The following is a 19,988-nucleotide window of genomic DNA, read 5'->3' on the forward strand; positions in this document are numbered from 1 at the left end:
TGCTTTCTGGAGAGTTCTTTTTGCTATTGATTGCTTTTCGTATTTGAAGACATTTTGATTTGACAGCTAGCTGATCCAGCCAAGGGAATGCGCTGTGGCAATCGCTTCCTTGCGGCGCGAGCAACCAAGTTTTCTGTATAGATTGGAGAGGTGGAATTTTACCGTCGCTTCACTGATCCCCAGATTGCGGGCAACAGCCTTGTTGGATCGCCCTTCGGCGATCATCAGCAGGATATTGCTTTCCCTGCGGGTCAGGTTGGAAAGATTGAGGGATTGTGTGCCCGGCAGGCTGATTTCCTTCAGGTGCCGGAATACGGCATTGGCAACCGGGGAGGATTGCACAAACTCAACCAGACGCTTGTCAGCCAGCAGATCATCCAGAAAGACCTTCTCCTCGATGAGAACAGCGATGCATCCCAGTCGCCCCACTTCTTCAAAGGCCCGCACCAGTGCCGTTCTTGCCTTGGTCATGTCCCGCTGACGTTTGGCAACGCTTGCCTGCCAAATGATGATGGAGATTTTCTGACGATAGGTCACGCGCTGGTTTGCATTGAGAGCCGCCAGCTGATCCAGCAACATCTTTCGGGTTGGCACTTCATGGACCAGTTGGCGCATCCATGCGATCGTCAAGGCGATTTCATCACCATCTGACAGGCGCGTCAAATCCGGCTCCGCCGCCTCTACCCAGGTCTTGTTGACACGTGACTGCAAAGCCATCAGACGCTCTGCGGCTTCTTCCCAACGGTTTCCATTTTGCAAAATTGTTGCTTCAAGGACTTCGAGGATCGTGTAAAATCTGCGGCTTGCCGAATGGTCGGCGCGCCACCGATCCAGATAGTTTCGCGCAGCCGAAACCGAATAATGCGAGCATAACGCCTCGCTGCCATATTTCAGCGCAAAATCAGCCAGACTGGGCCAGATTTCACCTGCAATGAAATAGTCGAAATCGTCTGAAAGAAACTTCGCCAGCGGCTCGATTCGGCCATCCTCGTAATCGACACAGGCCTTCAGAATATCGAATATCCGAGAGTCGGATGGGCTCTCGAACGGCACTTTGGAAAACTGATCCTGCGTTTGTTTTACATATTGTCGTGCCGATCTCAGATTTCCTCCGGTGAGCGCCAGAACCGTCTGAAAGAAGAAAATGTAGAAACACAGAATTGGAATCCTGGCGAGCTGATAGTGATAGAGCGCCTGACTGGCGGCGCTTTGCGCATCGAGAAGACGCCTGTTGCGCAGGTAGTATTCCAATATCGAGTTGAAGAAAGCGCCACGATAAAGGTGGCTATCGAGGGGAAGTTCGGCGAGCAACTCAAAGACATGGCTCATCGTCTTTTCGGAAATGATCGTTTCCTCATAGATCACCATCGTCAGGCGAAAAACCCGAAAGATCAGGCTGAATTGCGAGTTGGGAGAAAATACCCTTGAAAGATTGTTTGCGACCGGACCAAGACCGCGCTCGAGAACAAGCTGGGCGCGTTCTATGTTGCCGGTCTTGAGGGCATGCATGGCCTTGGCGGCAACCAGCAATTCCTTGTCCTGAATGCGCTCATTGTCTTGCGGAAAGCCATTCAGAACGGCAGCGAATCGATCAAGCCCGACATATTGGACAAGCATGAAACTGTTGGCCTGGACAAACCAGTCATAGGCGACGTCATGCAATCCTGCCTGCTGCAAAGTCAGAATCGCGGTGTCTGGTCGACCGGTTCTGCGTTCAATTTCCGCCCATTCGATGGCGGTGTTGCCGCTCAGTTTGGCGCGTCTCTTTGCCGTTGCCTTGACAAGAGGCACCTTCATGGTGCTCGCGCTGACAGAAAGGGTAATCTGCCCGTTCTGAAGCGTGACCAGAGGTGCAATCTGCTGAACGAGATCTTCCAGTTCCGGGTCGTCGTCCGGGCTCGGAAGGGGGCCATCCTGCAAAATGGCCGCATTGAGCAAGGCGACAGCCTTGTCACTCAAATCCTTGAGCAAATGGTTCCGGAAAAAATCGATCAGACTGGCCATGCCCGGTAGCTGGCCGTTCTTCTTCCCGATGAAGCAGGGCCATCCGGCCGTTTGGATGAAGATGTCTTTGGCCTCATTGGGCGGGTAGACACGTCTCAAGTCGGTTTCATCGAAAAAGAGCTGATCTGCGCTCAAGCGCATGGCCTTGTCATAGAGCAGCGCCCGGTTGATCCCGCGCAGCCGTGACCCGGGTCGGGTAGCAATGATGGCCCGCCGTGCCTTATCGCCTTCAAGCCACTGAAGGATGGGGTCAATATCGAGTGAAAGATCCGGGTCATGTGGCAAATCCCAAAGCAGCAGATCGCTTTTCCGGCTCCAGATATCATTGAACGCGCAATGAAGGATCGGAACATCAAGCTGATCGGCAATCTGGCTGAGCAGAACGGACTTGCCGGTGCCGGCAAAGGCGGACACAACGCAAAGCCTCTGTTTTGCGTTTAAAATCTGAGTGATGAGGCGGCTTCGTGAAATCATTGCAGACAGTTCCAAACCCGAGCCTGTACTGATCCTGTGTGAGATATCCATGTGTAACGCAGGTTTGAACGCGATGGTAAGGGGAAAGATGGCCAAATGGGCCATCTTTCTTTTTGTTGCTGGTTTTTTTGAGCCTATTTGGCGCTGCAATCCCACCAGAAGGTGGAGAAGTCATAGTCCCAACTCTGCATCGGGATGAGCTTGTAACCTTGCAAGCAAACGCTTGTTGCCATGCGTTTTTCCTGAATGCCGATATAGACGTCGCTCTGACGGTCAACCAGATTCTGCTGAATTTCCTTGTAGAGCGTATTCTGCTCGGCAACGTCGGTGCTTTCACGCGCTTTCGAGATCAGAGCGTCCAGATCATCATCCAGCAGCCATTCCATGGATGCCCATGTGCCCTTGGCAGCGGAGTGGAACTGAACATAGAAAACGCTGTCCGGAGACGGGTAGGTCGGGCCGTAAATGACCTGTGTGGCGTTCGGTGTGGTTTCCACGCTTGATGCCAATTCGGTGATCCGGTTCCAGGGTTCGGGCTGAAGTTCAACTTCGATACCGATGGTTGGCAGCGTCGATTGAAGCAGCAGTGCGATTTCCTCTTCAAAGCCAAGACCTGCAACATAGGACAGATTGATCTTGATCGGCTGTCCGGCATATTTGGATTTTGCCAATTCCGCCTTTGCTGCCTCAAGGTCATATTTCTGCGATTCCAGCGTATCGAGGTAAGCTTCAGAGAAGACCGGAGCCAGAGGTCCTTTCATTTCCGTGCTCGGGAAAATGACGTCGCGAATGGTGGCATAGTCGGTTGCCAATGCGATGGCCTTGCGCACATGGATGTCATCGGTCGGAGCTTTCTGGCTGTTCAGCTTGATATTGAAGCCCGTTGCGGTCGGCGTGCTGACGATTTTATAGCCTTTCATCTTGGAAATGGCGTCAAATGTCTCGTTGCTGTGCCCGTAGGCAGACATGCCCAGCTCGCCTTTCTGAGCGAGCGCCTTGACGGTTGCCTCATCGCTGGTGATGACAAAGCGAACCTCGTCAATCGGCGTGCCTTTGGTCCAGCCGCCATGATAGCCTTCATAGCGTTCCATGATCATTTCGGATCCGCGCGACCAGCTTTTCATGGCGTATGGGCCTGCACCTGCCGGTTTCTGACCAAGATAATCCTCGGCCCATTCGCTTTTGTCTTCGTCCTCAACCAGATCCTCGTTGACGACGAGAACAAGCGGGGTAATGGTCAAAAACGGGCTATAGACCTTGTTGAGCTTGACTTCCACGGTTGCCGCATCCACTGCGGTGATGCCTTCGGGGGAGACCAGATCCTTGAAGAGATAGGCCGGACCATTGTTGAGCGCCAGCAGGCGTTTCAACGAATAGACGACGTCTTTTGCCTCAACCGGCGAGCCATCCTGGAAGGTCGCGCCAGCCTTGAGCTTGAAGGTATAGGTCTTGTTGTCGTCAGAGACGGTCCAGCTTTCGGCAAGCTGAGGCGCGATGGTGCCTTCCGGCGTCACGGTGGTGAGGCCATCATAATAGTTCACCGCAGCCATATATTCGGTATAGTCGTTGATTTTCGCAGGATCGATGGTACCGAAAATCTGCGTCGCATTGGCAACAATCGAAACTTTGTCTTCGGCAACGGCAGACGAGGTCATTGCGGAGGACAGCGCCAAAACCGCAAGACCTGCGGCAAGGATTGACTTTTTCATTAGAAATTCTCCATTGGTGACTTGGTTTGTTTGGCTTTTTTTATATTCAGGAAATTGCTTCGACCGGCACATAGTCGTGGTCGTAGCCAAAGTAGCCCGGCCCGACGAGTTCGAGACCGGCAGGTGTTCTCCATTTCGGATTGCAGGGCAGCCCGAGAAAATCGATGGCGAGGCCATAACGGATCTGCTCTGTCGTCACAGGCAGGCCACCATCGGCATCAAGAGCGCATATCAGGTCCGGTGTTGTGGCCAGCACTTTGCCCTCGCCCGTCTTGGCAACGAGAAACTCGTTCTGGAACTCCACCGTGAAGCTGCTGCCAGCATCCTTGTCGAGCCCCTTGATGACGGCCTTGCCACGCGCAAAGCCGCCAACGGTTGCCCGTTCGATATCCATCACGCGACCGGTGAAAAGCTTGCGACCGCCAAACTGCTCGACCAGAACCGGGCTGGGGTTGCGATTGGCTACGCGTTCGCTTTCAATCGTCCGGCCGATCTGCTGAATGAGGCCGAGCGTGTCGTGCAAGGTTCCGCGTTTCATCTGCTCGCCGGTCATGGGATAGCCCGCACCCAGTGCCGCACCGCCCATTTCGATGGTCGAGGCGCGGGCCAGCCGTTCGGTCCAGCGGTTCGAGATCGCATTCAGAACAACCGAATTCGCCTTGTCATCGGCCAAAACCATTGGCGTGGCCTGTACACCTGCGATGGTGAAGCAGACCATTTGCAGTTCCGGGAAGGCGCGGCCCATACCGTCGCCATCAATCAGAGGCAACCCCGTTGCAGCTGCAACGGCAAACGGAATGGTCGAGTTCAAGCCCCCAGCCTCGACGCACATGACGGCATCGACACTGCGGCCCATATAGGCTTCAAGGCTGCGCAGGGCTGCGATGGCTTCCTCTCCCTGCGGCAGCTTTTCCAGCATGACGGTCGGAGCGCCCATCATGAAGACCGGCGTGCACAGGGCATCGTCGGCAACGCTGTCCGCCGAGATGACCTTCACGGGGCCATATTTCTCGATGGCCGCCTTGGCCATCAGTTTGCCGATATAGGGATCACCGCCGCCGCCGGTTCCAAGAAAGGCACCACCAAGCGCAATCGTGTCCATGTCCTGTGCGGTTATGATGCGCTCTGTCATTGTGCCTCTCCTTGAGTATGTGCGAGCGGACGATAAGTGACATCGTCAAAGCCAAAGGCTTTGGGGCCGATCACCTCGAGCGCTTCGGGCGTGCGCAGCAACGGATGGCACGGAAGCGCCAGAATTGCGACGCGTTGTCCGTAACGGAGCATTTCGGTTGAAATGGCCGTGCCAGTATCTATGTCGAGGACAATAATGAGATCGGGCACCACGGCCTCGATTTCACCATTGCGTTTGAAAATGAGATTTTCGTTCTGAATGAGGATGGAAGCCTCTTCACCCCGATGACTGTCCAGGCCGGACAGAAGGGCTTCACCGCGCACAAAACCGCCCATCAGGTGACGTTTGAGATCGTTGATCTTGCCGGTGAAGAGGCGCTTGCCCCCTTCCATTTGCAGAATTTTCGCAATCGGATCGTCATGGTTTCTTTGCGCATCCAAAACCGCATGCCCTAGCGCAATCGCCCTTGTGTAGCTGTTTGGAATGGCGACCTTTTTCACGAATGCACCGGACATCGGAGCCGATGCCAGGGTTGAGGCTCCACCTTGTGCAACCACACAGGCCCGCGCCATTCTTTCATGCCAGAGCTCGCTGATCGCATGTTCGAAAATGACGATATTGCCGTGGGGGTCGCACATTGCACTCGGCGTCGAGCGATGGCCATAGATGGCCCATGTGGTCATTTGCATTTCGGGAAAGGCACGGCCCATGCCATCACCATCCACCACGGGCAACCCGATCAAGGCGGCGTCGATAAGCGGTTCCATGGAGTTCGACCCGCCTATTTCCTCGCAGGCAACCGCGTCCATGGTGACACCGAGGCGCTCTTCAAGCGCACGGATTGTGCGCACGCCTTCACGGCCTTCCCGGATGCGCTCATAGGCGACAACAGGCGCCCCGATCCCGCCAATCGAGATCACGCGGTCATCATCCTTGAGCGTGTCCAGCGCCTGAATCTTCAAAGGATAGCCGGCGCGCAGGACTTCCCGCGCACGCAACTTGCCAAGATAGGCGTTTCCGCCGCCGCCCGTTCCATAGATTGCTGCGCCAACTTCAAGCGCGTCGAGATCTTCTTCGGTGAGCAACCAGAAGCCGTTCTCATCATATTGACGGGCTTCATTCGCCATGGGAACCTCCCATTTCGCCCACGACCTTGACATGGATGCGGGTAGCGTTGCCCGGCAGATAAGCGAGCGGCACATCTTCGCGCTCGATCACCTCGATGGTATCGGCCTTGGCTCCGGCCTTGATGGCATTCTGAGTGGCTTCTTCCTCGGCTTGTGCAAGACAGGCTTCTCGGGTCAGACCACCTTCGAGAGAGAAGACCCGGTCCACTTCACCGGAAATCTGGGCGATAGCCGCCCCGACGGCGTTGGCGACAGCGAAATTCTCAGGACGAATGACGTCCAACTCGCCAAGCGCATCGGGCATCAGGATCGATCCGCCCCCCACAGCAATCACCGGAATAGGCTCTGGCGAAATACGGCTACGCTCCACGGCCCGTTCGAGCATGAGATAGATTTCTTCGTCAGCAGCCTTGGCGAGATCGGCGTCAACACCGGTCACTTTGGCCGCGTCACCGATGTCCGCCTTGCCAAGCGAAACCGCGATATCCGTCGTGGTCAAGGTTTCACCGCCAAAGACCTTGGCTTCCCTGGTTATGCGATAGCCGACTGACTGGGGACCGACGGTGACCTTGCCATCCCGTGCCTGCTTGATCAGCGAGCCGCCGCCAAGACCGATGGAGAAAACATCGGGCATGCGGAAGTTGGTGCGCACACCGCCCACATCGACGATGGTGGCTGCCTGACGCGGAAAGCCCAGATGCAGCGCACCGACATCGGTTGTTGTCCCGCCGATATCGACCACGATGGCTTCCTTGCAGCCGGTCAGGAATGCAGCACCGCGCATCGAGTTGGTCGGGCCAGAGGCAAAGGTCAGAACAGGGAATTTGCTGACCATATCGGCGCTCATCAGGGTGCCGTCATTCTGGGTGATATAAAACGGACAGGTGATGCCAGCCTGCTTGAGGGCATCACCGAAGGCCTTGACCGTTCTGGCGCTAAGCTCCAGAAGGCTGGCATTCATGATGGCCGCGCTCTCGCGCTCCAGAATGCCGATACGGCCGATATCACTGGAAAGAACCACGGGAATATCACCGCATTGTTCCGCGATGATATCGCGCGCTTTCAGCTCCATTTCCTGGTTGATCGGGGAAAAGACCGAGGTGATCGCAACAGCCTTGACACCTTTGGTCTTGATGTCCGAGGCGATGCGAACCAGTTCGTCTTCGTCCAGCGGGGCAATCGGACGGCCATCAAACTCATAGCCGCCTCGGACGAGATAGCTGTTGTGCCCGACAGCATCGCGCAAATCTGTTGGCCAGTCGACCATGGGTGGCAGGCATTCGGTTGCCGGCAGGCCCAGGCGGATCGCCGCAACATGGTTGATATGCTTGCGCTCAATGACCGCATTCGTGAAATGGGTGGTCCCGATCATCACATTGGCAATTTTCTCGCGGTCAATTCCCGCCTTGGCAATTGCCCCTTCCATGGCCTCGATCACACCGGAAGTCACATCTTCGGTGGTGGCCGCCTTGATACCGGAAAGAACCTTGTTCTCTTCCATGATTACGGCATCGGTATTCGTGCCGCCTACATCAATGCCCAAACGATACACGTCGTGCTCCATTCAGTTTCATCAGCTCCTGGCCTGAACAAGAAATTGTTGGCGCTCTTCTTCGCTGACTTTAGGTTTTTGTTCTTCCTCGGCGTCGCTCATCACCGGAATGGCGGCGATCAGTGCGCGGGTATAGGGGTGTTGCGGATTGGAAAACACTTCCGCAGGGGTGCCTTGCTCGACAATTTCTCCCTTGAGCATGATCGCGATATGCGAGCAGAAATTGCGCATCAGGGACAAATCGTGCGAGATGAACAGATAGGTCAGGCCCAGTTCTTCGCGAAGCCGTTGCAGCAGAGCCACGACATCCTTCTGGACCGAAACATCAAGCGCCGATGTTGGCTCATCCAGCACCAGAATGCGCGGATTGGCAGCAAGGGCGCGGGCAATGGCAACGCGTTGCTTCTGCCCGCCCGACAATTCATGAGGATATTTGGAGAGGTAGCTTTCTGGCAGATTGACCTGATCAAGCAGGGAAACCATGCGCGTCCGATGCTCGCTCTTGGGCAGTTTCACGAAATGGAGCGGAACAGACAATGTCTCTGAAACCGTTCTTTTCGGATTGAGCGAGGTACCCGGATTCTGGTAGACGATCTGTGTCAATTCCCTCAGCGGAGTGACTTTCTCGCCTTCCCCATGTTGATGGGTGGCAACCGTGATCCGGCCCGTGGTCGGCCCCAGAAGCCCCATGATCGTGCGGGCAAGCGTTGTCTTGCCAGATCCGCTTTCTCCCGCAAGCCCGAAGATTTCACCCTCGGCAATATTCAGGGTTGTTTCCTTGACCGCAGGATACCCGGCTTTTTTGCCGAAGAATCCGGATTTCACCTCGAAACTCTTTGAGACCTTCTCGAGCTTGATGATCGGCCTCGTTTCGGCGACCGGCTGATCAACAACGCCGTCACCGTAAAGAGGCGGGATCGCTTCGATCAGTCCCTTGGTATAATCCTTCCGGGGGTTTTCGAATATCTCCCTGAACGGCCCGTGTTCCACGATCTCGCCGTGACGCATGACATAGACACGGTCGGCGGTCTGTCTGACGACACCCAGATTATGGGTGATCATCAAGAGGGAAAGCCCCTCCTCATCAACCAGTTGATTGATGAGCTTGAGAATCTCGCTTTGTGTCGTCACATCAAGCGCCGTGCCCGGCTCATCCGCGATCAGCAGGGTTGGCCGATGCAACAGCGCCAGGGCAATCAATACCCTTTGGCGCATGCCACCGGAAAGCTGGAACGGATAAGCGGCGCAAATCCGCTCCGGATTCTCGAGCTGAACTTGTCTGAGGACATCTGAAATGCGGGCCATGCGCTGTTTGGCGGAGGATTTGACGCCACTTCGCTTGTCGGCAAAATACATCACGTCATCAAGATGCCTGCCGATCCTGAACACCGGATTGAAGGAGCTGAGAGGATCCTGCATGATGATGGAAAAGGCGGTGCCCTTGAGCGCCTCTCTTTCCTTGTCATTCATGGCGAACAGTTCCTGCCCGTCGAACCGAATGCTGCCACTGTCAATTCTGGCATTGTCCGGCAGGGTTCCAAGAATGCTCTTGGAGGTGACGGACTTGCCCGACCCGGTTTCTCCGATTAGAGCCACTCGCTCGCCCTTTTCGATCTTGAGCGAGACATCCTTGAGAACGTGGGTGCTGCGACCGTAGCTTGAGAAAGACACGTTCAGATCGAAGATTTGCAATAAGGGATGTGTCATCGGTCAGGCCTCCACATCGAACATGTCGCGCAGGCCATCGCCAAGCAGGTTGAAACCGAGCGTGGCATAGAAGATCGCAAAGCCCGGAGCGAGCACCTCCCACCATTTTTCCGGCAGGAACTGACGCCCGTCCGCGACCATCGAGCCAAGATCCGGAATGGGGGGCTTTACGCCCAGACCAAGGAAGGACAATGTGGCACCGAACAGAATGACAAAGGCAGCGTCGAGCGTTGTCTTGACGGAAATGACCGCGATGCAGTTGGGCAGGATTTCCCGCGTCAGCACATGGAAATTGCTGGCCCCGGCCATGCGGGCCGCTTCAATATAGTCCTCGGCAGAGATGGATTTGCTGACGCGATAGACAAGCCGGGCGTGCCATGTCCACCAGATCAGTGTGATGGCGAACATGGCGTTGACAAGGTTTGGCTCAAGAACGTTGCCGATCGCCAGTGCCATCACCAATGGCGGAATGGCCAGCATGACGTTGGTGAGCCCCGAGACAATGCGCTCGGTCCAGCCACCGAAATAACCGGCAAGCATGCCAAGGGTCGCACCCAGCGGCACAGAGATGCCAAGCACGCCGAAGACCAGCAGAAGCGAGATGCGGAAGCCGAAGATTGTACGCGAGAAGATATCTCGCCCAACCTTGTCAGCCCCGAACCAGTGAGCCATATCGGGTGCTGCATGACGACTGCGGAAATCGACCACGGCACCTGCATGATCCGGATGCGGCACGATGTAGGGGGCGAACAGGGCGGCCAGAAGAACCGAGAGGACAATCACCGCACCAATCAGAGCCGCCGGGTTTCGAGAAAAGCGATACCACTGCATGTAGCGCGAAGAGAGGACTTTTTCGTCAGATCCGATGACAGACATTATCGAGCCTCCTTGGCACTGACGCGTGGATCGATGAGGGCAAGCAAAATATCGATGACAAGGTTGGCCACGATGAAAAAGATGCCGGAGATAAGCACGACCGCCATGACCGCATTGATATCTTTCTGCATGATGGCGTTGAGGCCATAGGAAGCGAAACCACCCCAGGAAAAGAGCATTTCGATCACGAAGGCATTGCCGATCAGCGAGGCAAATTCGAGCCCCATGATGGTCAGTGGCGCGATGGATGACAGTTTGAAGAGATAACGGAACACGATCACATTACTGGGCACACCAAAGGAGCGCAGGGTCAGGACATGGTCGCGGCGCTGATTTTCAATCATGGTCGAGCGGGTGATACGGGTGATCTGCCCGATGCTGGCGAGCGCCAGAGAGAAGGCGGGCAGAACCAGATGCTGGCAGGCGCTGAGAAAAATGTCACCCCTGCCCGCAAGAATTGAATCAATCAGCAAAAACCCCGTGGGACCATCAAGGCTACCCAACTGGAAATCGACGCGCCCGAGGATGGGCCAGTTGTCGACGAAATTGGCAACGAAAATCTGAAGCAGGATTGCGACAACGAAGCTGGGGACCGTGACCCCGGCAAGCGAGACGATGCGCCCGACATTGTCGATCCAGCTATTGCGGTGCTTGGCGGTCATGACGCCCAGGGGCACCGCCACCCCGAACATGAACAGAACCGTGACGATGACCAGCTCGACCGTTGCCGGCAGGAATGTCAGAACATCTTCCGAGACCTGTTTGCCAGAGAGCAGCGATTTGCCGAGGTCTCCTGTCACGGCTTTTCCCATATAGCTCAGATACTGGACAATCAGCGGGTCATCAAGCCCCATCGACTGGCGCATTGCATCGACCTGGGCCTGGCTGGCGCTGGGACCAAGCGCAATACGCGCCGGATCTCCCGGCACAACGCGCGCAAGGATAAAGATCACCACCGAGAGCACGAGAAGCACGAGAATGAAGCCGAAGACTCGCTTCAAGAAAGCTTCCAGAAAGCTTCCGGACATAAGCAGCATTCCTCAAGTGTCACCCTTGCCTCCCTGAGCGGATACAACACCAGGGAGACGCCGGTTTGTTATGGAAGGAGCGGCCGTTGCATCAGCCGATTTTGGTTATGCTGTTTAGTCAAGCTGAAATAAAAAGCCCTCTCAAGATCAAATGAGGATAGGTTTTTATCAATTCAGTCTAGGTTTTGTAAGAAATACCATCTCGTCTGAGTGAGCATTTGCCGAAGCGTGAGACCCCGATCGAAGCACATGAGGGAAAGAAACCGGCTCGGCGACCGGCACGTCCGAAAGAGATCCAATGTGTGGAAACAGGATCAAGGAAGAGACCGGATCTTTAAAACCATAGCCAGACTGGGAGCGTTTGAAGATATTGGATATCCACAAACGGCAAGAAGCAGGATTTGCAGAAAGCCCAATGCAATGGGCTCAAAGAAAAAAGGACCGCCATGGGCGATCCAGACTTGAAGCGTCGAATAGGTCGTCCATTTCAGAAGCAACCGTTTCCGAGCCGAAATCGCACTCTGATCGAAAGCGCTCTTTGCATAAGCCCTTCCCAGCAACAACGGTAGCGGACTGATCCAGTAATATCTCGCGGCAGTGTTGGCACTTTACTACCCGACATGGGTGGTGCAACCAAGGCGTTCGCCTACAAGCGCGGGAAATGACGCGCATTGCGTAATCAGGCCGTCGCGACAACCGCCGGGGCCTGGAAGCACCCTCATGCTGGAGACCCCGGCAAGGCTTGCTCCGACATCACCGACCGATGCAAATTCGGCCACAGGGTGATTATTCATCACCCTTTTCAGTTTCATGCACATAGGAGAAATCGATTCTAAGCGGCGGGGCATCCGGCAGCGGAACGATCGAAACAGCGCGCGCCTTCGCCTTGTCAACGCCCATCATGCGCATGATCGACTCACACATCTGCATTTCCGATTCAGGCAAGCAATAGCCATGGGCAATGTCCGTTATCTTGCCCGTCAGCAACCAGATATGGAGACTCCAAGCCGATTCCAGATTGTCGTTCGGAATATGATACATGCCCGCATCAACTGCGCGCTGCATATCGCGGATACCAAAGGGTTTGAAGACATCGCGCATTCGCTGAACCATCAGATCGGTTCTCTTGAGCCACGATTTCCACATCGGATCATCCATCATGGCATGAGCAGTCAAGCGCACCGAGTTGGCAATGGTCAGGACCGGATCGTCAACATCATTGGCCTCGTTCACCGCATCAGACCGGACCCCCAGAGCGTGGACAACGCAATCGAGAATCTGCATTGCGATATCGTCTTTGGACGAGAAATAATTGTAGAAGGTGCCGAACCCGACGTCAGCAGCGTCGGTTATCTCCATGATGGTGGTTTCGTCGATGCCCTTCTCTGTGATCAGACCATATCCGGCCTTGAGCAATCGTATACGGGTCTTTTTCTGACGACGCTGGACCCGGCCAACAGCTGTGGGCTCGCCTGCTTCCATCTTGCTATCAATCTCGACTGTGGGCACTCTTGCAAGGGCTGAATTGCGTTTTTTCATTGCCTCTCTCGAATTGTATGACGTTACGGGGCAGAGCAACAAGAGCCACGCCCTTCCCAATCAGATAGTCAGCTTGATATCGAAAGCCCTTGTTGCATGACGCATGCAAAGGGTTGCAGACACTGAAAATACCACCATCATGCATGCGCCACAAATTTAGGCGAAACACAGTGTGAAGCACAATCATGCGAGCCTCCCGCTCTCGATCAGCTATTCCAGTGAAGCAGGTTTCCTGACTGGTGCTTCCTCATCCCAAGACGACCTTCCCAATGCTTTATCTGAGTAGCACTCGTGGTTTTAATGTCTTCGAACTTCACACGTACAGTTGCGGGGGCAGTTCCGGCTACTCACCCCTGATGGGTTGAACCCGGATTCCCTCTTAGCCAATGCTAATCGTCCATTGGCACTTCACTTTTTCTAATATTAGAATTTTCCCCCGCCTTGTCAATATCGATATTTCATCAGATTCGTTCGTCAATCAAACGTCCCGATTCCCCGCGTTCATATTGCGATACACTTGTATCATCATGAATTTCTTATGTTTTTCAGATCCCTCCAACTCCTTCTGATTATTGAACGCTCGTTTTTTCACGCTCTCACATTTCGCGTTTTCCAGCTCGATGTCCAGACTGCGACAATTTGTCAAAGATGATAGCTCATCATTTTTGGTGTTTAATCACTTTTGAATGGAGATCAATTGTGTTTCATACTCAACTTTAGCATCTCCTCATCGGGGAAGCTCCTGTCGCACGGCTCAACCTTTTCAACAACGTCAAGTGCGGCAAGGGCGTGTCCTCGGAGGAATGGCAACAGTGCCGGAGGTACCCGCTTATTCAGGGAGTGAAAAAGTGACTGATTCAAATCAGAAATGGGATGTAAGCTATGAGTGGAAAGCGGTGTTGCTTCTGTCTCTTGGCTTCGGGCTGGTTGGTATCGACCGGTTCATGATCATGGCCATCTTTCCTGCCATGCAGAAAGAATTGGGGCTCAGCTACGGTGATATCGGGATCATCACCGGTACATTGAGCCTTGCATGGGGGGCTTCGTCCTTCTTCTCAGGTGGTCTGGTCGACAAGTTCGGCCTGAGAAAAGTTCTTATCCCTTCCTTGATTGCCTTTTCGATTGCCGCCGGTTTCAGCGGTGTCGCAACCGGCCTTCTGGGACTTGTCCTGATCCGCGCATTGATCGGGGTGACCGAAGGCGCCTATACGCCTTCATCGATCGTCGCAACGATTTTCGCCACCAAGCCCGAACGGCAAGGTCGAAATTTCGGCTTGCAGCAAGCCATGATGCCTCTGTTCGGTATGGCTCTCGGGCCGATCTTCGTGGTTTGGCTGATGAGCAATGGCGTTAGCTGGCGCTGGGTCTTTGCCATCGTCACCATTCCAGGCCTGCTGATTGCGCTTTTCATGCTCAAGGTCATCCGGGAAATTCCGGCGAAAAAGGCAGCTGAACACACAACCTCGTCCGATACCAGCGACCACAAATCCAGCGACGTTTTCAAATATCGCAATGTCTGGATCAACCTTTTCATGGTTCTGGGTTGGCTCGCCTGCGAAATCACGATTTCTGCCCTGATCGCAAACTACCTGACCGACTATTTGCATCTTGAAATGGTCGAAATGGGCTTCGCTCTGTCAGGTCTGGGACTGGGCGCGGCAGCCGGTGCCTTCGCAGTGCCTGCAATTTCGGACTATCTGGGGCGCAAGACAACCGCGCTGCTGGGTGGGGTTTGCTGCCTCATTACCGTTTTTGTTCTGATCAACGCGCCTGCAAATGCCCTCTTCCTGTTTTGCATTCTGTTCCTGAATTTCTTCTTCAGTCAGGGACTGATCGGGCTTTCAACCGGCCCAATCGCCAACGAGTCGGTGCCCGCCTCGTTGATGGGTGCTTCTACCGGCGTGACCGTTGGCATCGGCGAGTTCATTGGTGGCGGTCTCGTTCCAATCATGGCCGGCATGATCGCGCACACTTACGGCATTCAATACATGTTCTATGTCTCGATCTGCGGTCTGGCCGTCGGCCTTGTCATGTCACTTCTGGTCAAGGAAACCGCACCGCGCAAAGTCCGCAAGCAGCTTGTCGAGGCGCCGGCTATCCTGACCGAAAGAAAAGCTGAATCACGTGTGCAGGCCCGGCAATCAGGGCCTGCCATTTCCCCAAAACCGAGTGACAAGCCTGACCCTTATCAATGGGCGGCAATCAAGGAGTAGAAAGATGGACAAACTTGACCAGCTCAAGGACGCCATTGTCGAGCTAGATGAAGATGAAGCGGTTGAGCTTGTAAAACAATGCCTTGACGAAGATGTCCCCCCAAGTGATCTGCTGGGCGTGTGCCAGGCAGCCATGGAACGGGTGGGCGAACTGTTCGAGGAAGAAGAATATTTCGTTTCCGACCTCATGATGTCTGGCGAAGTTTTCACCGCCATCGCGGAAATTCTCACTCCTCTGCTCGCGGCCGGTGGTGGCGAAACCAAAGGCACCGTCATCATGGGCACCGTCAAGGGCGACGTGCACAATATCGGCAAGGATATCGTCGTCAACATGCTCAAGGCGTCCAACTTCACGGTTGTCGATCTTGGCGTTGATGTCCCTCCCCAATCCTTCATCGACAGCATCAGGGAAACCGGCGCTCACATCATTGGCATGTCTGGCCTTTTGACACTGGCCTTTGATTCCATGAAGGAAACGATCGATCTGCTCGCTCAGAACGGAATGAGAGAGAGCGTGAAAGTCATGATCGGAGGCGGGCCTGTCGATGAGAATGTAAGACGCATCGTAGGGGCAGACGCCTACTCACCGGACGCACAGAAAGCCGTCCGCCTTGCACAAGAATGGGTAGCATAAAATGACAAAGACAAATGAAGAGCTTCTGAAAGAACGCCAGGACCGCATCGAGAAAGCCCTCGCCTTCGAAAAAGTGGATCGGGTTCCCTTCCTCTTTTCGGGCCCGGGATATGCTCCGGTGTCCAAAGGCTTGACGCTGGCAGATTTCTGTAGCAAGCCTGATGACGCGCTCAATGCTTCGCTCGATACGCTGGACGATCTTAACGCAATTGCCGAGATTGACGGTATCAACACGTCTCAGGCGGGTTGTTTTCCATGTCTTCTGACCGAGCAGTGGTGGGCCAGGGTTGACGTTCCGGGGTTCGAATTGCCCGAGAATGAGCTTTGGCAGGTGCATGAAGAAGAAGTCATGAAGCCGGAAGACTATGACTTCATCATCGAAAATGGCTGGGATGCCTATGTCGAAGTCATTCGCCCGAAGATTCACAATCCTGAGCTTATCGCCATTCATGCCGAATGGATGGAGAAGAATGTCCCGACCCTTGGCGAACGGTACCGCTCAAGAGGGTTCGAGCCACTTTGTGGAGCGGTAACCGAAATTCCGTTTGAAACGGTTTGCGGTGGTCGTTCGATGGGTAAATTCTTCCGCGACTGCTACAAAATGCCGGACAAGGTTGACGAAGTTCTCAAGCTTGGCATGGATTTCTGGACCAATCTGGCCATCGGCGCAAGTCAGGCTTGCGGCATCAAGGGGGTCTGGGTCGGCGGCTGGCGCGCTGCCAGCAACATGGTATCGCCGAAAATCTGGAATCGGTTTGTCTGGCCCTATTATGTGGAGCTGATAGAGAAACTGGTTGCAGCAGATGTACGCTGCATCCTTCACTTCGACTCCAACTGGGATCGTGATGTCGAGCGTTTCCTCGAATTGCCCGGCAAAGGCTGCGTGCTTTCAACGGACGGTTCAACGGACCTGAGACGGGCTCGTGACATTCTGGGCGATCACATGCCGGTGCTCGGTGATGTGCCATCCTCCATTCTGGCCGCCGGAACGCCAGAGGAAGTGCGCGCCTATGTGAGAGATCTCATCAAGGATCTCGGCAAAACCGGATTGATCATGAATACCGGTTGCGACATGCCTTACAACACGCCTTTGGCCAATGTGGAAGCTTTGGTTCTTGCCACCCATGAATTCGGCTGCGCCTAAACCCCAGGGGCGCTTTTGGATGCCTCGGCGAAGGAATCAGCACACCTCGTCGAGGCATCCTTGATCCTCAATCGCGATTCAAAGAGAAAAAGAATGAACATTACCGAATGGAAGACCTCGCTCATTGATGCTCCGGGTGTTTCGGCTATTCCAGTCATGACCTATCCAGGCATGGAGCTGACCGGTGCCACTCTCATGGAGGTTGTCACAAGCGGCAAAACGCAGGCCAGGGTTATCAAGACGCTGGCTGATCGCTATCAGACAGCGGCAGCGGTCACCATGATGGACCTGTCCGTGGAAGCGGAAGCCTTCGGCGCGGAGATCGTATTCTCTGAGGAAGAAGTTCCCAATGCAATCGGATCACTGGTCACCGACATTCAGTCCGCAGAGGCCCTGGCTGTTCCTGCCGTCGATGCAAAACGGCTTGGTGAATATCTCCTTGGCATGGAAGAAACGGCAAAAGCCATCACTGATCGTCCGGTTTTTGGCGGCGTGATCGGCCCATTCTCTCTGGCGGGCCGTCTGCTCGACATCAACAAGACTCTTCTGGCAACCCGCAAAGATCCCGAGATGGTGCATGCGACCCTGAAAAAGGCGAACATGTTCCTCAAGGACTATCTTCAGGCGATCAAGAAAACCGGCGTTGATGGTGTTGTGATAGCCGAGCCTCTTGCCGGTCTGATTTCACCCAAAGCGGCAAAAAGTTTTGCCATGGACTATGTCAAGGAACTGGTCGATCTGGTCCAGGACGACACATTTGCAGTTCTGTTGCACAATTGCGGCAACGCGACCAAGCAAATTCCGTCCATGCTGGAGACGGGTTCGGCCATGCTGCACCTTGGGAACAGCGTCAAGATGACCGATATTGCGGTACAGATGCCAGACGATGTCCTCTTCTCGGGCAATGTCGATCCGGCTGCGATCTTCCGCATCGGAACACCCGAGATGGTGGCTGATGCCACGCGTCAGTTGCTCGAAGACATGAAACCCTACAAGAATTTCGTGCTTTCTTCCGGCTGCGACATCCCTCCGGGAACGCCAATCGCCAATATCGATGCCTTCTTTGAAGTCTTGTCTGGCTATAACAAGGCTCTTTGACGAGCTGTAAAAAACGCCCCCACAGTCAAGACTCCTGGTGGGCGCGGATGTCAATTCCGCGCCTGCTCCTGTCCGTTTCAAAGCCGCCTTTTCGACCCACTTTCAGGATAACCCAATGATTCCGCTCTCTTTTCAACCTTCTGGCATAACATGCGAAGCGGAGAAAGGTGCACTTCTTCTGGATGTCGCAAGACGTGCCGGTGTGCGCGTTGAATCCGCTTGCGCGGGCCGGGGTATCTGCAAATCCTGCATCATCAGACTCGAAGGCGTTGTTCCGCCCCCCTCGGCCGCTGATCTTGAGCGCTTCAACGACGATGAGCTTGGTGCCGGATGGCGCCGCGCTTGTCAGACAAGGATTGAAGGCCCCCTGACGGTTCATGTCCCTGCCAAGAGCTATGCGGCCAATATCGCACTGGGGCAGGACGGTGGCGATGCACAGATCGTGATCGAAGACCCGATTGCGCGTGCCACAGACGAACCCGGCTTCTGGCAAATCGGCAGTGAAGTTCTGGGACCCCTTGACGGTCCACCACTGGCAATGGCCGTCGACCTTGGAACGACCAATATCGCCGCAGCCCTCATCGACATGACGAGCGGTGTCCTGCTCAAGACAGGTGCAGCGACCAATCCGCAGAGCGCTTTCGGAGCAGATGTCATCAGCCGATTGGGCGCGGCCCATGCCACTGAAGACAATAAATCCACTCTCAGAGATGCCGTGATGGATGCGATTGCGCGCCTTGCGCAGAAGATGACAGGCGGCAAGACCGAAAGCATCGCTCTTGTCGCCCTTGCAGGCAACACCGCCATGCAGCATCTGGCCATGGACTGGCCAATCGACAGTCTTCTCAGTGCCCCATATGAGCCAGCCATAACCGCGCCTTTTGATGGGCGCGCGGCGGACATGGGCCTTACCTTTGCAAAGGGGGCGCTGCTTTATGTCGCCCCGAGCATTGCCGGATTTGTGGGTGGCGACCATGTCACCTCTCTCTATGAAACCATGCTCTCCACCAGAGCCACCTGCTGGGCGATGCTTGATATCGGCACGAACACGGAAATTGGTCTTTTCAAGGATGGCAAGCTGACCAGCGTTTCCTGTGCCTCGGGACCTGCCTTTGAGGGCGGCAAGCTCAGCTGCGGCATGCGTGCTGCGCCCGGCGCGGTGGAAGCCGTTAAGATCGTTGACCAGACAGTGTCTCTCAAGGTCATCCGCGACAAAGACCCTGTGGGCATTTGCGGCTCTGGTGTTGTGTCGGTCATGGCCAATCTGATGAGGGCCGGACTGGTCAATCATCGCGGTCGCCTTCAACCCAGAAAGCCGGTCGAGTGCGAGGGCAGGCAACGCGAACTGGTGCTGTGGCGTGATCCGACCCAAAAGGCGCTTCCGGTTCTCTTCACCCAGGATGATGTCCGCAATGTGCAGGTGGCAAAGGCAGCAATCAGGGCCGGTCTTGATTGTCTCCTGAGCCACAGAGACCTTGCGGACGAGGATATTCAGTGCCTCGTCATCGCGGGTGCCTTCGGACGCTATATCGATATTGACGAGGCGGTGCAGATTGGGCTGTTTCCGGATTTGCCACGTGACCGGATCTTGCAGGTTGGCAACGCGGCGGCAGCTGGTATCCGGCGGCTCTCTGTCTGCAACAAGGCCCGGAGCGAGGCTCACGATCTCGCCAGATCGGTCCTCTATCTGGAACTTGCATCCGATCCTCGTTTCCAGCGGGCTTTTATCCTTCGCAGCAAACTCTAGAGGA

General features: G+C 55.0%; 15 protein-coding genes and 1 riboswitch. Of the genes, 5 read left to right on the forward strand and 10 right to left on the reverse strand.

The window, feature by feature from the left end; all coding sequences use genetic code 11:
• Nucleotides 1–66 precede the first annotated feature (66 nt).
• The 10 genes from ACHZB8_RS00300 to ACHZB8_RS00345 all read right to left on the reverse strand — a co-directional run bounded on the left by ACHZB8_RS00300 (nucleotide 67) and on the right by ACHZB8_RS00345 (nucleotide 13,148).
• A complete protein-coding gene (locus tag ACHZB8_RS00300) occupies nucleotides 67–2,478 on the reverse strand; it encodes a response regulator transcription factor (protein WP_316857896.1) in 2,412 nt (803 codons plus the stop codon).
• Between the two features lie 134 nt (nucleotides 2,479–2,612).
• On the reverse strand, nucleotides 2,613–4,187 hold the full coding sequence (locus ACHZB8_RS00305) for an ABC transporter substrate-binding protein (protein ID WP_316857897.1): 1,575 nt from the start codon (nucleotides 4,185–4,187) through the stop codon (nucleotides 2,613–2,615).
• A gap of 46 nt (nucleotides 4,188–4,233) precedes the next feature.
• Nucleotides 4,234–5,319 carry a DUF917 domain-containing protein gene (locus tag ACHZB8_RS00310; protein WP_316857898.1) on the reverse strand — a complete coding sequence of 362 codons (1,086 nt, stop codon included), beginning with the start codon at nucleotides 5,317–5,319 and terminating at the stop codon, nucleotides 4,234–4,236.
• Nucleotides 5,316–6,446: a DUF917 domain-containing protein gene (locus ACHZB8_RS00315; RefSeq protein WP_316857899.1), complete on the reverse strand. Its 1,131-nt coding sequence runs from the start codon at nucleotides 6,444–6,446 to the stop codon at nucleotides 5,316–5,318. The genes ACHZB8_RS00310 and ACHZB8_RS00315 overlap by 4 nt, the downstream gene beginning before the upstream one ends.
• Nucleotides 6,436–7,998, reverse strand: a complete 1,563-nt coding sequence (locus ACHZB8_RS00320; protein WP_316857979.1) for a hydantoinase/oxoprolinase family protein — start codon at nucleotides 7,996–7,998, stop codon at nucleotides 6,436–6,438. The genes ACHZB8_RS00315 and ACHZB8_RS00320 overlap by 11 nt, the downstream gene beginning before the upstream one ends.
• 21 nt (nucleotides 7,999–8,019) lie before the next feature.
• Nucleotides 8,020–9,705: an ABC transporter ATP-binding protein gene (locus tag ACHZB8_RS00325; protein WP_316857901.1), complete on the reverse strand. Its 1,686-nt coding sequence runs from the start codon at nucleotides 9,703–9,705 to the stop codon at nucleotides 8,020–8,022.
• 3 nt (nucleotides 9,706–9,708) lie between these two features.
• Nucleotides 9,709–10,581, reverse strand: a complete 873-nt coding sequence (locus tag ACHZB8_RS00330; RefSeq protein ID WP_316857902.1) for an ABC transporter permease — start codon at nucleotides 10,579–10,581, stop codon at nucleotides 9,709–9,711.
• The gene (locus ACHZB8_RS00335; RefSeq protein ID WP_316857904.1) at nucleotides 10,581–11,609 is read right to left on the reverse strand and encodes an ABC transporter permease; all 1,029 of its coding nucleotides are present in this window, start codon (nucleotides 11,607–11,609) and stop codon (nucleotides 10,581–10,583) included. Before ACHZB8_RS00335 ends, ACHZB8_RS00330 begins: the two co-directional genes overlap by 1 nt.
• A 611-nt stretch (nucleotides 11,610–12,220) precedes the next feature.
• Nucleotides 12,221–12,403 (reverse strand): hypothetical protein, encoded by a 183-nt coding sequence (locus ACHZB8_RS00340; RefSeq protein WP_316857906.1) that lies wholly within the window; start codon nucleotides 12,401–12,403, stop codon nucleotides 12,221–12,223.
• Nucleotides 12,396–13,148, reverse strand: coding sequence for a TetR/AcrR family transcriptional regulator (locus ACHZB8_RS00345; RefSeq protein ID WP_316857908.1), 753 nt, complete (start codon nucleotides 13,146–13,148; stop codon nucleotides 12,396–12,398). Before ACHZB8_RS00345 ends, ACHZB8_RS00340 begins: the two co-directional genes overlap by 8 nt.
• Before the next feature lie 204 nt (nucleotides 13,149–13,352).
• Nucleotides 13,353–13,574, reverse strand: a riboswitch (cobalamin riboswitch).
• A gap of 422 nt (nucleotides 13,575–13,996) precedes the next feature.
• On the opposite strand from ACHZB8_RS00345, the gene ACHZB8_RS00350 reads away from it, so the two are divergent.
• The 5 genes from ACHZB8_RS00350 to ACHZB8_RS00370 all read left to right on the forward strand — a co-directional run bounded on the left by ACHZB8_RS00350 (nucleotide 13,997) and on the right by ACHZB8_RS00370 (nucleotide 19,984).
• Nucleotides 13,997–15,361 carry an MFS transporter gene (locus ACHZB8_RS00350; RefSeq protein WP_316857909.1) on the forward strand — a complete coding sequence of 455 codons (1,365 nt, stop codon included), beginning with the start codon at nucleotides 13,997–13,999 and terminating at the stop codon, nucleotides 15,359–15,361.
• A 4-nt stretch (nucleotides 15,362–15,365) separates the two neighbouring features.
• Entirely contained in the window at nucleotides 15,366–15,995 is a 630-nt protein-coding gene (locus tag ACHZB8_RS00355; RefSeq protein ID WP_316857910.1) for a cobalamin-dependent protein, read from the forward strand.
• 1 nt (nucleotide 15,996) lies between these two features.
• Nucleotides 15,997–17,139 carry a uroporphyrinogen decarboxylase family protein gene (locus ACHZB8_RS00360; protein ID WP_316857911.1) on the forward strand — a complete coding sequence of 381 codons (1,143 nt, stop codon included), beginning with the start codon at nucleotides 15,997–15,999 and terminating at the stop codon, nucleotides 17,137–17,139.
• Nucleotides 17,140–17,232: 93 nt separating this feature from the next.
• Nucleotides 17,233–18,237: a uroporphyrinogen decarboxylase family protein gene (locus tag ACHZB8_RS00365; RefSeq protein ID WP_316857912.1), complete on the forward strand. Its 1,005-nt coding sequence runs from the start codon at nucleotides 17,233–17,235 to the stop codon at nucleotides 18,235–18,237.
• 115 nt (nucleotides 18,238–18,352) lie between these two features.
• On the forward strand, nucleotides 18,353–19,984 hold the full coding sequence (locus tag ACHZB8_RS00370) for an ASKHA domain-containing protein (RefSeq protein ID WP_316857913.1): 1,632 nt from the start codon (nucleotides 18,353–18,355) through the stop codon (nucleotides 19,982–19,984).
• Nucleotides 19,985–19,988 lie beyond the last annotated feature (4 nt).

It is taken from the genome of uncultured Cohaesibacter sp. (genome assembly GCF_963556055.3).
Lineage (GTDB): Bacteria > Pseudomonadota > Alphaproteobacteria > Rhizobiales > Cohaesibacteraceae > Cohaesibacter.